General features: G+C 59.6%; 11 protein-coding genes. 1 reads left to right on the top strand and 10 read right to left on the bottom strand.

Going from position 1 to position 14873, the window contains the following annotated elements:
* Positions 1-74: 74 nt before the first annotated feature.
* From CFBP5499_RS27495 to CFBP5499_RS27480, 4 genes are all read right to left on the bottom strand, one after another.
* Positions 75-881 (bottom strand): ABC transporter permease, encoded by an 807-nt coding sequence (locus tag CFBP5499_RS27495; RefSeq protein ID WP_080830365.1) that lies wholly within the window; start codon positions 879-881, stop codon positions 75-77.
* Positions 882-884: 3 nt separating this feature from the next.
* Positions 885-1790, bottom strand: coding sequence for an ABC transporter permease (locus tag CFBP5499_RS27490; RefSeq protein ID WP_080830364.1), 906 nt, complete (start codon positions 1788-1790; stop codon positions 885-887).
* A 2-nt stretch (positions 1791-1792) separates the two neighbouring features.
* Positions 1793-2896, bottom strand: coding sequence for an ABC transporter ATP-binding protein (locus tag CFBP5499_RS27485; RefSeq protein ID WP_080830363.1), 1104 nt, complete (start codon positions 2894-2896; stop codon positions 1793-1795).
* 78 nt (positions 2897-2974) lie between these two features.
* Positions 2975-4114, bottom strand: coding sequence for an ABC transporter substrate-binding protein (locus CFBP5499_RS27480; RefSeq protein ID WP_080830362.1), 1140 nt, complete (start codon positions 4112-4114; stop codon positions 2975-2977).
* A gap of 294 nt (positions 4115-4408) precedes the next feature.
* Here CFBP5499_RS27480 and fabG point away from each other — a divergent pair, with 294 nt between their 5' ends.
* Positions 4409-5179 carry a 3-oxoacyl-ACP reductase FabG gene (gene fabG / locus CFBP5499_RS27475; protein ID WP_080830361.1) on the top strand — a complete coding sequence of 257 codons (771 nt, stop codon included), beginning with the start codon at positions 4409-4411 and terminating at the stop codon, positions 5177-5179.
* Between the two features lie 56 nt (positions 5180-5235).
* Here the strand turns inward: fabG and CFBP5499_RS27470 are convergent, their stop codons facing one another.
* The 6 genes from CFBP5499_RS27470 to CFBP5499_RS27445 all read right to left on the bottom strand — a co-directional run bounded on the left by CFBP5499_RS27470 (position 5236) and on the right by CFBP5499_RS27445 (position 14709).
* On the bottom strand, positions 5236-6567 hold the full coding sequence (locus CFBP5499_RS27470; protein ID WP_080830360.1) for an aspartate aminotransferase family protein: 1332 nt from the start codon (positions 6565-6567) through the stop codon (positions 5236-5238).
* Between the two features lie 10 nt (positions 6568-6577).
* Complete coding sequence (locus tag CFBP5499_RS27465; protein ID WP_080830359.1) at positions 6578-7561, bottom strand: phosphotransferase enzyme family protein; 984 nt, start codon at positions 7559-7561, stop codon at positions 6578-6580.
* Between the two features lie 298 nt (positions 7562-7859).
* Positions 7860-9686, bottom strand: coding sequence for an allophanate hydrolase (gene atzF, locus CFBP5499_RS27460; protein ID WP_080830358.1), 1827 nt, complete (start codon positions 9684-9686; stop codon positions 7860-7862).
* Entirely contained in the window at positions 9686-13222 is a 3537-nt protein-coding gene (gene uca / locus CFBP5499_RS27455) for an urea carboxylase (RefSeq protein WP_080830357.1), read from the bottom strand. Before uca ends, atzF begins: the two co-directional genes overlap by 1 nt.
* 4 nt (positions 13223-13226) lie before the next feature.
* A complete protein-coding gene (locus tag CFBP5499_RS27450) occupies positions 13227-13877 on the bottom strand; it encodes an urea amidolyase associated protein UAAP2 (RefSeq protein ID WP_080830356.1) in 651 nt (216 codons plus the stop codon).
* Positions 13878-13893: 16 nt separating this feature from the next.
* Complete coding sequence (locus tag CFBP5499_RS27445) at positions 13894-14709, bottom strand: urea amidolyase associated protein UAAP1 (RefSeq protein ID WP_175416932.1); 816 nt, start codon at positions 14707-14709, stop codon at positions 13894-13896.
* Between the last annotated feature and the right edge of the window lie 164 nt (positions 14710-14873).

The raw sequence follows: 14873 nt of genomic DNA, 5'->3' as shown, positions 1-14873 counted from the left end.
TTTTGGCAGCATAGCGGATGCCCTGCAAGTCCGGCGGCAGTGCGCAGGCTGTTTCCGCGGCGTCCGGCTTTTCTTCAAGCCGCCATGCGCCTGCGTCGCAAGAGAGCGCCGATCAGCCCGCCACCGATCAGGAGCGCCGCAGCCGAAAGCGTGCTCATCGTGCCGAGCGCCGGCACCATCGGCGTGTAACCGGCAACCATCTTGGAATAGAGCCATTTCGGAACGGTGGAATCGACGCCCGCCGTATAGAGCGACAGCGGAAAATTGCCCCAGGAGAGCAGGAAGGCAAAGAGCGCGCCGGACCATATGCCGGGCCAGAGGATCGGTAACGTCACCTCACGCAGAATGAACCAGCGGGAGGCGCCTAGGTCGCGGGCGGCTTCCTCCAGCGTCGGGTCAAAACCATAGACCTGAATCGCGATGACCAGCGTTACCACCGGCACAATCCAGACCAGATGGGCAATGACCGCGGTGATCCAGCTCGGATTGACACCGAGTGCATTGAACCACAGGAGCAGTGCCAGACCCAACACCGGCTGCGGGAAGAATATGGGCAGGAGAATGATCTTCTGGTAGAGCTTGCGGCCCTTCCAGTCGTAGCGGGCAAAGGCGAGCGCTCCAAAAAACGCAAAAACGATCGAAACGAAGGTGACGATGGTTGCGATCAGCAGCGAGTTCGAAACCAGTGTCTGTATTTCGAGAGAATCGAGAGTTTTTTCCCACCACTCGCCGGAGAATATTTTCACCGGGAAAACAAAATATCGTCCCTTTGCCAAGCCTGCGAGTGCGCCGCAGAGTATCGGCAGATAAACGACGATCAGAACAAAGGCCGTCCAGAGGCGAATGGCCAGGCCGGTTTGGATTTGCGCACGGGTTTCCATGGGTTACCTCCGTCCGAGGATGCGGTCGAGATCGAGCTTCGACAGCACGAAAAGCGACAGGCCGCTGACGATGACGACGAGGATGAGAGCGAGCGCCGAGCCGAGCGGCCAGTTCTGCGCATAGGTGAAGGCCACCTCGATATCCTGAGCGATGGTGATGACGGATTGCCCGCCGAGGATTTTTGATTCGGCCACCGCACCCGCGCCCAGCACGAAGGTCAACAGCATGCCGATCAATATGCCGGGCATGGCGAGCGGCAGCTCGATCTCGCGCCAGATCGTGAAACGGCGCGCGCCGAGATCGCGGGCGGCATCGACCAGATCCTTCGGCACCATGGCGATGCCCAGTGTCATTGGGAAGAGCATGAAAGGCAGGTAGACATAGAGCATGCCGAACAGGATTGCACCCTGCGTGTAAAGCAGTTCCGGGCCGCCGGAAAAGCCAAGATACTTCATCAGCCCGTCAAAAACGCCATTCTTGATGAAGAACAGCACCCAGCCATACAGCCGCACATTTTCCGACACGAAGAGCGGGAAGACGAAAAGCACGGAAAGGAGACCCGCCCATTTGCCGAACAGGCGGTTGAGACCGTAAGCGATGGGATAAGCGACGACGGCAAGCCCGATGACGGTGGCGAGCGCATAGGCCAGCGACCACGCGAACGAAATCCAGACGGTGTTGGCCGGATTGAAGATCGTGATGAAATTTTCAAGGGTGAAGGAGCGGAAGGCATCGAAACTCTTCGGCGTGGCAAAGGCATAGGCAGCAACAGCCAGAAGCGGCGCAAGAAATCCGAGGCAAAGCAAGGCGAGCACCGGAGCAGCGGCCAGAAGGCCCGGTTCCACCTTGATACGTTGGGCCGGGGTTTTAGCAAGGTTGCTGCTGTCTTCTCCAAATGCGATGGTCATGGTCAGTCTCCCACCACGATCGCGTCTGCCGCATCCCAGCCGATCATTACCTTGTCGCCAGCCACAACGGCCGCGCCGCGTGCCGCTTCGACCAGATAGATGTGCTCGCCGGCGTGGATCTGATATTGCATGCGCGAACCCAGCGAATATTCGTTGTAGATCGTGCCGGTAATGGTGTTGTCGGCCGAGATGCCGGGCGCCACGAAGCGCATGGTTTCCGGCCGCACGACGACGGTTGCCTTTTCGGCCACTCCCGCGGGAATGCCGGATACGACCAGCGCCTTGCCGCTGGCGGTCGTCCAGCCCGTTGCAGTGCGGGTGATGTCGAAACTGTTCACCTCGCCGAAGAATTCAGCCACGAAACGGTTGGCGGGACGGGTGTAGATTTCCTCCGGCGCGCCGATCTGCACCAGCTTGCCGCGGTTCATGACGCCGACGCGGTCGGACATCACCATTGCTTCTTCCAGCGAATGGGTAATGTAGACAAAGGTTTTGCCGCTGACGCGATGCAGGTCCTTGAGCTCTTTTTCCAGCGCCTTTTTCAGCTTGTAGTCGAGGGCCGACAGCGGCTCGTCGAAAAACAGCACATCAGGATCATAGGCGAAGGCGCGCGCGAGAGCCACGCGCTGCTTTTCGCCGCCCGAACAGCGCATGACGTTTTTGCCATAGTAATTTTCCGGCAGCCTCACCATGCGCATCAACGCCAGTGCGCGGGTCTTGCGTTCGGCGGCGGGCATCTTGCGCACCTTGAGCGAAAACTCGATATTTTCCCCAACCGTCTTGTGCGGAAAAAGCGCGAGCGACTGGAAGACGAGGCACGTTGGACGCCTGTCGGCCGCCACGTCGTTGATGAGGTTGCCGCGCAGCGTGATGTAACCCTCGCTCGGCCGTTCCATACCGGCCAGCATTCGCAGAAGCGTCGTCTTTCCGGATCCGGACGGGCCGACAATGGAAACGAATTCGCCCTCCTTAAAATCGACGTCGATGCCATCGACGGCAGCGAAATCACCGAAGACCTTGCGAACGCCGACCAGTTGCAGCACCGGTCGGACTTTCGAAGCCGTGTCGAAAGAAGGAATGTCGGGGGAGGTTAATGCGAAAGCCATGTCCACACTCCGGACGAAGCTGCGTCTTCCGCTCTGGAAAACACACTTTTCTGTTTCATTGGGAATTCAATTATCCAGTCAGCCGCGCAGGCGCTTGGCGGCCATCATCAGTTCCAGCGCCTTGTCGTAATCGGGTACGATGTCGTATTCGACCGAGCGGGCCATTTCCTCTTCCAGGCTTTCCCACTGGATAGCTTCCAGCTCATCCTTGGTGAAAAGGTCGAAGCACTTCTTGTTACCCATTTGCGAGACAGGGTTGAATGTGCCCTCGGCAAAGGCGACCGCGTGGGCCACTTCCGGCTGCTGCACATATTTCAGAAAATCGCTGGCGAGCGGCGAAAGGTCAGGATTGTTGACGATCGAGGTGATTTCGATCCAAGCGATGCCGCCCTTGCCCTCGATCGGCCCCTTAAGGGGCGTGACCGCGCGCAGGTTGAGATAGCCATCGGCACGAGCCGGGGAAACGGAATAGGTGCCGCCCGTCAGATGCAGATCGATCTCACCGGAAACCAGCGCCTGGTTCAATGCCGCGCCGTCTCCCACCATTTTCGCACCCTTGAACACCTTCTGCGCCGTTTGCGAGAATAGTTTCATTTCCTCTTCGCTATGGGGCTTGAACGGATTGATGCCCGCGATCATGAAGATGCCGAACACGTTCCAGTCGTCGGATTCAAGAATGCCGTAACTGCCGGCAAGGCCTTCATCATTGAACAGGTTCCAGCCCTGTTCCTCCGCCGTGGCGCGGCTGATCTTGTCGGTATTGACGACGAAGGAATAAGGCCCGAAGCGTTGCGCCATGCCCAGCAGCTCCTTGCCGTCCTCGCTCATCGCCCAGGGATATGGCGCTTTGAATTGTGGCAGCATCTCATCGAAAAACGGCTCGAACTCCGCTTTTGGCAAAGGCTTGATCAGACCGGCCGGCGCCATGACCTTGCGCGCCCAGGGATTGTTGACGTTGATGAGGTCCCAAATCCTGGTTTCGCCGGCGCGAAGCCGGTTTATCATCGTCGGATCGTTGGTCAGCGACTCCGCCTTGACCGTGGCGCCCTTGGCCGAACGGTAGGGATCGAGCACCTGGGCGGAATTGTACCCCTCCCAGCAGAGGATATTGAGCTCCTTGTTGCGCGTGGCGGCCAATGCGTTGCGAATATTCGCAAAGGGGATGGCCAATGTCGCCGCACCCATGGCCTGCATGAAATTGCGTCTCGTCAGTTCCATTTCACTTCCCCTTTTATTGTGCTGTCGGCACCACTTTTGATGTTGGAAGTGTGTCGTAAAAATGTGTTATTTACAACATTTATTTTTTCCGTCATTTTGCCTTCTCAAACGTCTTGTCTCATGAGGTAGGCCGATACGTGGTGAGCCCCCTTGAGTGATTGGGAGATAAAACCCTTATTTTTCAGGCATTTTCTTGGGATTCTGAGTTGGCTGGCGAGGTTTTGTGCAAACGCGGCATTGTCGCAAAGGCAAATGCTGCAAATATTGGCAAGTACCACAGGAAGGTGGATAAAAATGTTGAAGTCTCTACGGGGCAAAACCGTTATTGTCACCGGGGCCAGCCGTGGCATCGGCAAGGGGATCGCCAGACGTTTCGGTGAAGCCGGGCTCAATGTGCTGGTCGTCTCGCGCAGCCAGGCGGACGCAGACAGGGTGGCTGCGGAAATCGGTCCAAATGGCGCCGGTTTCGCTGCGGATGTGTCAACGCCGGAAGGAGCCGAGACAATGGTCCGGGCGGCGGTCGGGCGCTTCGGTGGCGTCGATATTCTTTGCGCCAATGCCGGCATTTTTCCAGCGGCAAAGCTTGGAGAGATGACGCCCGAAGATTTCGATCACGTTATTTCCACCAATCTGAAGAGTACGTTTCTTTCGGTCTCGGCGGTGCTGTCGGAAATGACAAGGAAGGGCGAAGGCCGGATCATCATCACCTCATCAATCACCGGCCCGGTTACAGGTTATCCCGGCTGGTCGCATTACGGCGCCTCGAAGGCCGGTCAGCTTGGTTTCATGCGCACCGCAGCCATCGAACTCGCGCCCAAAGGCATCACGGTCAATGCCGTCCTCCCCGGCAACATCTTCACCGAGGGGCTGGAGGGCATGGGCGCGGATTATATCGCCTCGATGGAAAGCTCGATCCCCTTGAAGCGGCTGGGCACGGCGGCCGATATCGCCAATGCGGCGCTTTTCTTCGCCTCTCAGGAGGCCGCCTATATTACCGGCCAGACGATCACCGTCGATGGTGGCCAGATTCTGCCGGAATCACCCGGCGCTCTGGCAGCGATGTAGAAAACGAAAACCCCGCAAAGCCGTTGCGGGGTTTTTCGTATCCCATCACGGCACGTTCAGCGGTTGCCGAGAATCTCCGACAATACCTGTGAAAAATAATCGGCATCTGCCTTCGAGAAGCAGAGCGGAGGGCGGATTTTCAGCGTTGCACCGTGCTTGCCGGCCGCGCCGATCAGGATGCCCCTTTTCTTCATTTCGTTGATGACGTGAATGGCAAGCGCCGTATCTGGTTTGCCATTATCGTTGCTGACAAAATCGAGGCCGATGAACAGGCCGGCGCCCCGTATGTCGCCGATTGCCGAATGGCGGGACTTGAGGTCGCCGAGACTGCCGGCGAAATACGAACCGACACCATCGGCATTGTGCATCAGTCCCTCATCCGCGATCACGTCGAGAACCGCAAGACCCGCTGCCGCTGCAACCGGATTGCCCCCGAATGTATTGAAGTAGCCCGTCTCCTCGCAAAAGCGTTGCAGAAGATCAGGGCGCGTGATGACGCCGCCCATCGGGAAACCATTGCCCATGGGTTTGCCCATGGTGACGATATCAGGGGTTATGTCGTGGCGCATGAACCCCCAGAGCCCGAAACCGGTGCGGCCAAAACCAGGCTGAACCTCGTCGGCAATGAACAGCCCGCCAGCATTGCGCACCGCCTCCACAGCGGGTTTCAGAAAACCGGCCGGATCGGCATAGATGCCGTCGCTGGAGAAGATGGAATCGATGATCAGCGCCGCCACACCGTAACCCGATTTCTTCAGGTCGGCGATGGCTGCTTCAACATTTGCCGCAAAGGTCGCTGCAACGGTGGACGGGTCACTGCCCGATGGGGCGGGAACCGTGCGCACGAAAGGCGCGGGCCGGCGTTTCCTCAAGGCTGAAGGCGAGATTTCCGTCACCAGCGCCGTATTGCCGTGATAGGCGGTCTCGGTGACGATGAAGCCTTCCGCGCCTGAGCCGATGCGTGCGATACGCAGGGCGAGATCGTTGCTTTCCGATCCGGTGCAGGTCATCACCAGATTGGAAAGATTCTCGGGATAGGTCGCGAGCAGCCGCTCCGAATAGGTCTCGACGATACGGGTAAGATAACGGGTGTGAATATTGATCCTGGCGGCCTGTTCGGCAATGGCGGCGACGACGCGCGGATGACAATGCCCGACCGACGGAACATTGTTGTAGACATCGAGATATCTACGCCCGCTGGCATCATACATATAGGTGCCTTCCGCCCGCACCATCTCGATAGGCTGTTCGTAGAACAGCACGGAAGATGCGCCGAACGTGGCGGAACGGCGTCGGAGCCGCTCGGAAAGATCTTCAGGAAAGCCAACCATGCGGCCGGCGTCGAACCTGTTCAACGCCAGGATTTCTTTGAAGGGAGCGGCGGTCATTGGGATCCTTTCACAGCGATGCGAGATAACGGTCGGCGAGCGCAACGGTGCCGTCCGTATAAGCGGCACCCAGCGCTTGCGCCGTCGGCGTTTCCGAATGTGAGGCGATCCACGCCGTCAGTTGCATGCGCCTCAGCATGATGAACATGGGCAAGGCCGCCACCTGTTCGGCAGCCAGCGGTGCGACCCGGCGATAACCCTCCAGCCAGGCATCCATCAGTTCGGGAATGTAAGTCTCGTGCTCCATGAAGCTGATGGCCGCGGCGAAGTCGTAGGCGAACCACGAAAGTCCGCAATCGTCGAAATCGATGACGCCGAGCCTTTCCCCTTCGACGAGCAGGTTCGCTGCCCGCATGTCGCAGTGAACGAGTCCGAATCGATCGGCACCGTAGCCAAAGGCAGCCGTGCCCTTTTCCAGTTCGAGATAGGTCCGTTCAAGTATCGCCCTGCCATTCGCCGTCAGACCGAGGGCTGCGCGCCAATCCCCCCACCAGGCTGATGGGCCGATAATATGCTCGAAGTCCCACAATTTTCGAACAAAACCTTCGGGCCTTTTCCAGCGGCGGCTGTGGTCGTGGAGGCGGGCATTTATCCCACCCAGCACTCCATACCATTTCACGAGATCGGTTTCGGCATCCGGTTCCCTGCCGGACATGAAATCGAAGGCAACAGCAAAACGACGGGTCTCGCCGTCGGAAAAGGATTGCAGAAGCCTGCCGTTGCGAGAGGCCATGACTTTCGGCGTCTTTACCACCCCGTCGCTGCGCAGGGCTTCGGTCCAGGCAAGTTCGGACAGTATCTCCGCCTCGCTGTGATAGTCAGGCCGATGGACCCGCACGATCACATGGCGTCCCGCCGGCTCGGTGACCCGGAATGTTGCGTTTTCCGATATGGTCAGCAACTCGACGTGGGCATCGGGATCGATATCCCAACTCGGTATAAGGCTGGCGACCCCGTCAGCCAGACGGATCAAGAATTGATCGTCATACAACATATGCGTGATTCCAGGCTTCGTTAATGTGGAAATCCAACACTAAAAATGTGGAACATGCAACATAATTTATAATTTGAAAAACACTGCTTGCCGGTTGGCCGGAGCAAGAAGCGTCTAGGTTCGAACAGGCGACGATAGTGTCGCCTGTTCGATGTGGCGTCTCCGATGTTCGGAACAGCGATCGCGATGAAACCGGACCTAGCCGTTTCGACGTCCTCGGCCCCAATACATTCCGGCTCTCGCAGTCAAAAGCATCATCATTCCTCGCCGGAGGATGCCCAGATATCTTAAGAAAATGTCACTCATGGCTTTTCCTTTCTTCTTGTTTGATCGATCGGATATAGGCGCGCCAACCGCCAAGGCCTGTCACTTCCAAAGCACCCTCGAGCGCATAGGGTTCGCACAGGAAGCCGGAGATTTGTGACCCGTCGTCCAGCGTTACTTTGCCGATCCCGAGCGGGGCGGGAATGTGCTGCACCAAACGTCCAAAGGCTTCGGGCGTCACCCTCCAGACCTCCACCTCCAGACCCGCGCCTTCAAAGCCGGGCTCCCGCAGCAGGCCGGGTTTCGGTGGAGCGGTATTCGGCAAGACGAACAGCCGGTAATCCCCGGCTGTGCGGCAGGATTTCATCAGCCGACCGCCGGGGCCTGTGAGTTCGTGATTGAGCGGCATACCGGTAAGATGGGCGCCGACAACGACGATCGGCACCAGCCCGTCATCGGTATCCGCCACTTTCGAGGCCTCCGGCAGGGCAGCCTTGCGATCCCTGCCCATGCCCGGCTGCAATGCACGGTGCAGCATATCGGCAAATGGCGCCAGCGCATCATCGGAAAAGGCGGGCCCGAACAGGGTCACACCCGCCGGCAAATGATCCGCAGCATCAAAGCCGGCGGGAACAGCGATGGCGGCATAACCGAACAGATTGGCGAAATTGGTATATCGCCCGAAATGGCCGTTCTTCGCGATCGGATCTGCGCGCATCTCCTCCACCGTGTAGGTGGTCGGCGATGTCGGCAGCATCAGCGCGTCGGCTTTCGCCCATTCCGCCGATGCCTTTTGGCGAAGCGCCTCAAGCCTGTATAGTCCCTCGAAGGCATCGACGGCATCGTATCGCCTTGCCCCCTCGATGATTGCCCCGACGATGGGATCGAAATCGTCGACATTGGTAGCCAGGAAATCCTTCACCGCCGCCAAACGCTCGGCCACCCACGGACCGTCATAGAGCAGCTCGGCGGCCTGACGGAACGGTGCATAGTCGAAGGGGACGATGTCTGCGCCGAGCATTTTCGCTTTTTCGATAGTCGCGTCATAGAGTGCCTCGAAAACGGCATTGCCGAAAAATTCGCGTTCCCCGGGCTCAAGCACACCAATGCGCAGCCCGGCGGCAGGCAGGGCGGCCGGCTTTGCCCTGCGCGAGAAGGGATCGGCGGCGTCATAACCCTCCATGACCCTGCGCACATCCACGCCGTCGCCCACCGTCGCGGAAAAAACGGTCACGACGTCCACTGAGCGGCATGCGGGTACGACGCCGACATTCGGCACCAGTCCGGGTGTTGGTTTGATGCCGACAATATTGTTGAAGGCAGCGGGTACGCGGCCGGAGCCGGCCGTATCCGTGCCGAGGGCGAAACTGGCAAGGCCCGATGCCACCGCCACGGCAGAGCCGGAAGACGAGCCTCCCGACACATAAGCCTTGTCGAACACCGAACGCGGAGCGCCGTGAGGCGAGCGTGTGCCGTTCAGCCCGGTGGCGAACTGGTCGAGATTGGTCTTGCCGATGACGATTGCGCCTGCAGCCTTCAGCCGGGCAATCACGGTCGCATCTTGTTTCGGCCAATAGGAGAAGGATGGGCATGCGGCTGTTGTCGGCAGGCCCATCACATCGATATTGTCCTTGACTGCAAATGGCACGCCCCAGAGGGGAAGGCTGCTTACCTCAGGCGCGCAGGCCATGAGATCGCGTGCAGCGGCGCGCAGATCCTCGTCCGGCGTCTTCGTTATGAAGATTGCCGGATCGTCCGACGCCTCGATGCGAAGAATTATCTCCTCGATGAGATCGAGCGGGCTCAGCCCCTTTGCATAGGCTGCCTTAAGTGAGGCGATATCGAGAATGATCGGCAACATTACATGGCCTCCAGAACGACCAGCACGTCGCCGGCCCTGACATTGCGGCCCGGCCCGGCGCGGAGATCGCGCACCTTGCCCGCGGCGTGCGCGTTGACGGTGATTTCCATTTTCATGGATTCGATGATGGCGAGCGTTTCGCCGGCCGCCACCTTCTGCCCTTTTTCCACCAGCACCTTCCAGACATTGCCCGGTACGGCACTTTCAATGCCGAAGCATCCGTCGGGAATATCGCCCCCGAGGCCGGGACCGAGGCCTTCATCAACAACGAAACTATCTAGCCCCTGATCTTTCCAGCGCTGGCGTTCCGCCTCGAAGGCGGCCTGCTGGCCCGCCTTGAATGCGCCGATTGCGGCGGCATTCTTCTGAAGTTCCGTCTCGTAATCGGCATAGGAGAATTCTCCCTCTTCGATACGGACGGGATAACCCCCATGGGGAAAGGCGGCGCGGGCCTCGGTCAATTCGCCGTGGCTGACGGGAAAGAAACGGACCTGATCGAAGAAATCGAGCAGCCAAGGTTTGTCCTTGCCGAAAACCGGGGTTTGCCGCCACGTATTCCACATCTGGATGGTGCGCCCGAAGAGCTGATAGCCGCCCGGTCCCTCCATGCCGTAGATGCACATATAGGCGCCGCCGATGCCGACGGCGTTTTCCGGTGTCCAGGTGCGTGCCGGATTATATTTTGTCGTGACGAGGCGATGGCGCGGGTCGAGAGGAGTGGCAACCGGGGCACCGAGATAGACATCGCCAAGCCCCATGACGAGATAGGAGGCGTCGAAGATTTTGTCTTTTACCGCCTGTTCGTCATCCAGACCGTTTATGCGGCGGATGAATTCAATGTTCGAGGGGCACCAGGGCGCATTGGGGCGCACCAGTTCCTGATATTTGCGCATCGCCAGCGCCGCATGCGGATCGTCCCACGACAGCGGCAGCCAGACGGTGCGGCTCGGCACCTTCACCGAATGAACGGAAGGCATGCCGTTTTCGATTTCGGAAAGAAGGCCGAGCAACCTGCCCCGCGTCACATGCGATCCATCATAGTGAATCTGTAGCGAGCGGATACCGGGGGTCAGGTCTACGAGGCCGGGAATGCGGGCTTGCCGCACCGCCTGCATCAAAAGATGGCTGCGAAGGCGCAAGCTGACATCGAGCTGCATCGGCCCATATTCGACCAGAAGGTTGTCATCGCCCTGCCGGCGATAAACAACCGGAACCTCGCCGTCATCAAGACGGCCGAGAATGGGGGAGCCGGCATTGTCGCCAATACGTTTGACGGTGGGACCGGCAATGGGGTCTTCCGCCCGAGTAACCGGATGAAAGCGGATTTTGTCGCCCGGTTTGAACTGTCCCATCTTCCACTGCTCGTCCGCGGCAATCACTGCGGGGCAAACAAAGCCGCCGAGAGAGGGGCCGTCCGGCCCGAGAATGATCGGCATGTCGCCCGTAAAATCGATGGCGCCGATGGCATAGGCATTGTCATGCAGGTTCGAGGGGTGAAGGCCGGCTTCCCCGCCGTCCTGGCGCGCCCATTTCGGCGCAGGGCCGATGAGGCGTACACCCGTGCGGGCAGAATTGAAATGCACCTCATATTCGGTCGCAAACAGGGTCTCGATATCGTCCTCGAGGAAAAAATCCGGCGCGCCATGGGGGCCGTAAAGCACGCCAACCGACCATTCGCGCGTCAGGTCGGCAGGCTCGGAGGCGGCTTTCATATCGGCCTGGCGCGCGCGGGCGAGGCGAAGAACGTGGCCGGCGCGCAGGGTGCCGGTGGCGTTGCCGCCGAACTGGCCAAGTCCGAAAGTGGCGCGCGAGCCGAGCACGACCGGCGCATCAAAACCGCCGGCCACCGCCAGATAGGCTCGCTGTCCCGCACCGCCGATCTGGCCGATGGTAAGCGTTTGTCCGGAACTGATCGTGATCGGGGTGTCATGCGGCACGGGCTCACCGTCGCACGTTATCGGCATTTCCGCGCCGGCAAGGGCCACCGTCACATCCGCAAAGAACTTGAGCACCGGTCCGGAAACGGTGATTTCCAGCGCCGCCGTATGGTCATGATTGCCGACCAGTCGGTTCGCATGCCGGAAAGACCGTTCGTCCATCGGTCCGCTCGGCGGCACGCCGACATGCCACAAGCCGAGACGGCCAGGCAGTTCCTGAAGGCTCGATTGCGCTCCCGGCGCAATGACCTCGACCACGTCAGGCACGAAGGAGAAATCCTTCAGCGCCGTGGTCGCGACATTGCCGGTTTGGAAAAGGTCGGAGCCGGCAATCGCCTTGAGATAATCGAGGTTGGTCTCGATGCCGGAAATCGCGGTGTGCGAGAGGGCCGTGCCAAGATTGCTAATGGCTGCGTTGCGATCCGCGCCCGTGACAATGATCTTGGCGAGCATGGGATCATAAAAAGGCGTCACTTCCGTCCCGGTCTCTATCCAGCCGTCGATGCGGATATCGTCAGGAAAAACTACCTCCGTCAGAAGCCCGGCGCTCGGGCGAAAATCGGCATGGGGCATTTCCGCATAGACACGCGCCTCAATGGCGGCTCCCTTCGGTGTCAGGTGCTCGGCACCAGTCAGGACATCTTCGCCGGCAGCCTGACGGATCATCCATTCCACCAGATCGATGCCGAAGACGGCTTCGGTCACCGGATGCTCCACCTGCAGCCTCGTATTGACCTCCAGGAAATAGAATTCCTCGCGGGCCGGATCGTAAATGAACTCGACCGTGCCGGCGGAGCGATAATTCACCTGTTTTCCGAGCGAGACGGCCGCCGCGTGCAGGCGCGCCCGAACCTCATCGGAAAGCCCGGGGGCGGGTGTCTCCTCGATGACCTTCTGGTTACGGCGCTGAAGCGAGCAGTCGCGTTCGCCAAGTGCGATCACCCGTCCCTCGCCATCGCCGAATATCTGCACCTCGACGTGGCGGGCCTTCGCCACGAACCGCTCCAGATAGACGCGGGCGTCGCCAAAGCTCGCTTTCGCCGTACGCTGCACACTCTCGAAGGCCGCTTTCAGCGCGACATCGTCGGCGCAGAGCTGCATGCCGATGCCGCCGCCGCCGGCGGTGGATTTCAGCATGACCGGATAACCGACGGCTTCCGCGGCGGCGAGCGCTTCTTTGACCGAACCAAGCAGACCGGAGCCCGGAAGCAGCGGCACACCGCTTCTCTGCGCCAGTTCGCGCGCCGTGTGCTTCAGGCCGAAATCGGCAATGTTTTCCGGCGTCGGGCCGATGAAGACGATGCCCTCGGCCGCCAGCCTTTCGGCAAAGCCGATATTTTCGGAAAGGAAGCCATAACCCGGATGGACCGCTTCCGCCCCTGTCTTTTTGCAGGCGGCAATCACCGCTTCGATATCGAGATAGCTTTCTGTAGAGGGCGCCGGCCCGAGGCGTATGGCTTCATCAGCCATGAGTACGGCTTTCGTGAAGCGGTCGGCATCGGAATAGACCGCTACGGAGGCAATACCCATGTCCCGGAGCGTCCTGATGACGCGGACGGCGATTTCGCCGCGATTGGCGATGAGAATTTTCTTGAACATTGGCTCAATCCTCCTCATTCCAAACGAGCACCCGGATCGGCGTCGGATCGAAACCATTGCAGGGATTGTTGATCTGTGGGCAGTTGGAAATGACCAGCAGCACGTCCATCTCGGCCACCAGCTCGACGTAGTCGCCGGGCGCGGAAATGCCGTCGACGATGGTCATGCCGCCATTGGGCGATATGGGCACATTCATGAAGAGGTTGATATTGGAAACGACATCGCGCTTGCCCATGCCGTATTTCGCGACCTCGGCGACGAAATTGTCCCGGCAGGCATGAAGATATTTCGTCCCGTGGCCGAAACGCACCGTGTTGCTTTCGCAGGAGCAGGCGCCGGCGGAGGTGTCGTGACGGCCGCAGCTGTCGGCGGTCACGGTCAGCATCACACGGCCCTCACACGACATGATTTTCGTGCCCGTCGATATATAGGCAGCGCCCTGCGCCCGCACCGTATCCTGACCGGAGTAGCGTTCGGAAAAATCTCGAGCGTTGTAAAACAGCGTATCAATGGCCTGCTGGCCGTAAGTGTCTTCGATGCGAACCGTAGCGCCCTTGCGGATGAAGGTGGAGAAGGGGTTTTCAGCCGGGACGTAGTGGTCTTGCGCTGCATTTTCACATGTGCGCGACGAAACGGTTTCAATGAAATCGGTCATATTCGTTTCTCCCGGCTCAAAGATTGGAAAGTACGTTGTTTTCGAAACCGCGCACGGCCTCGGCGGTGGCGGTCCGGCACAGGTCGTCAGCGGCAACCGGAGCGGCCGCAAGGCGGGTAACCGTCACCGGGTTCGGCGCATAGGCCGGGTTAGGATCAAGCGGATGCGGGCAATTGGAAAAACCGACCAGCATGTCCATTTCCGCGCGCAGCTCGACATAGTCTCCACCGTTGAGCAGAGCCGGGTTCCAGAAAAAACGGCCCTCGGCATCAACACGCACGGGTGCGAAAAGCGACAGTGCCGCCGGAATGTCACGGCGGTCGAGGCCGAGTTTCATCGCCAGCTTGATGAAATTATCGCGGGTGTCGCGCAGATGGGCGCGGTCATAACGGGCATTGCTCTGCGCGTTCGAGCCGCCCACAAGGCAGTCATGGGCGCCGGAACTGTCCTCGGTAATCGAAAACATCACACGCCCCATGTCGGAAAAGATGACGCGACCTTTGGAAAGCCCCGTCGTCCACTGCACCTTGATCGTGTCGGGCAGATTGATGCGTTCCGATGTGTCGGCGGCATTCCAGGCGATAAGCGCAATCGAAGAGAAGCCGTGGCTCAGGCTGATGCGCAGCACCTCGTCCCGGCGCAGCCTGGTCGTCCAGTACCAGCCGCCGGGAATGATTTCGCGGTGGAGGATCTGCGTTTCGTCGAGCGCGGATTCGGGCAGGAGGCTGAGGCCGGGCAGCGCCTTGGGCGCAAATTCCAGCCCCTTTTTCTGGTGGTCTTCATAACGGGCGCGGTTGGCGGCGATTTCTTCGGGCGAACGTCTTTGGTGCATAAGGTGCTCCATGGCGGTTGAGTTCGGGTCGTCCCGGTGTCTGCCCTTGTTTGCCGGGTCGTCCCGGCGGGCCGTCAAAAGCAATTCCGGCAAGGGTGTTGAGCCACTCCTGTATCCGTAACTGCGCAGTCGACATCAGAGAGCTTGGCCCTGATGGTGGATAT

The sequence above is a fragment of the Agrobacterium tumefaciens genome, from assembly GCF_005221325.1.
Lineage (GTDB): Bacteria > Pseudomonadota > Alphaproteobacteria > Rhizobiales > Rhizobiaceae > Agrobacterium.
This window is presented reverse-complemented; position numbering and strand designations above follow the sequence as displayed.

What these genes read in the sequence shown, in the direction of transcription:
- CFBP5499_RS27495 (WP_080830365.1), bottom strand. Translation starts at nt 881, where the DNA reads ATGGAAACCCGTGCGCAAATCCAAACCGGCCTGGCCATTCGCCTCTGG.
- CFBP5499_RS27490 (WP_080830364.1), bottom strand. Translation starts at nt 1,790, where the DNA reads ATGACCATCGCATTTGGAGAAGACAGCAGCAACCTTGCTAAAACCCCG.
- CFBP5499_RS27485 (WP_080830363.1), bottom strand. Translation starts at nt 2,896, where the DNA reads ATGGCTTTCGCATTAACCTCCCCCGACATTCCTTCTTTCGACACGGCT.
- CFBP5499_RS27480 (WP_080830362.1), bottom strand. Translation starts at nt 4,114, where the DNA reads ATGGAACTGACGAGACGCAATTTCATGCAGGCCATGGGTGCGGCGACA.
- fabG (WP_080830361.1), top strand. Translation starts at nt 4,409, where the DNA reads ATGTTGAAGTCTCTACGGGGCAAAACCGTTATTGTCACCGGGGCCAGC.
- CFBP5499_RS27470 (WP_080830360.1), bottom strand. Translation starts at nt 6,567, where the DNA reads ATGACCGCCGCTCCCTTCAAAGAAATCCTGGCGTTGAACAGGTTCGAC.
- CFBP5499_RS27465 (WP_080830359.1), bottom strand. Translation starts at nt 7,561, where the DNA reads ATGTTGTATGACGATCAATTCTTGATCCGTCTGGCTGACGGGGTCGCC.
- atzF (WP_080830358.1), bottom strand. Translation starts at nt 9,686, where the DNA reads ATGTTGCCGATCATTCTCGATATCGCCTCACTTAAGGCAGCCTATGCA.
- uca (WP_080830357.1), bottom strand. Translation starts at nt 13,222, where the DNA reads ATGTTCAAGAAAATTCTCATCGCCAATCGCGGCGAAATCGCCGTCCGC.
- CFBP5499_RS27450 (WP_080830356.1), bottom strand. Translation starts at nt 13,877, where the DNA reads ATGACCGATTTCATTGAAACCGTTTCGTCGCGCACATGTGAAAATGCA.
- CFBP5499_RS27445 (WP_175416932.1), bottom strand. Translation starts at nt 14,709, where the DNA reads ATGCACCAAAGACGTTCGCCCGAAGAAATCGCCGCCAACCGCGCCCGT.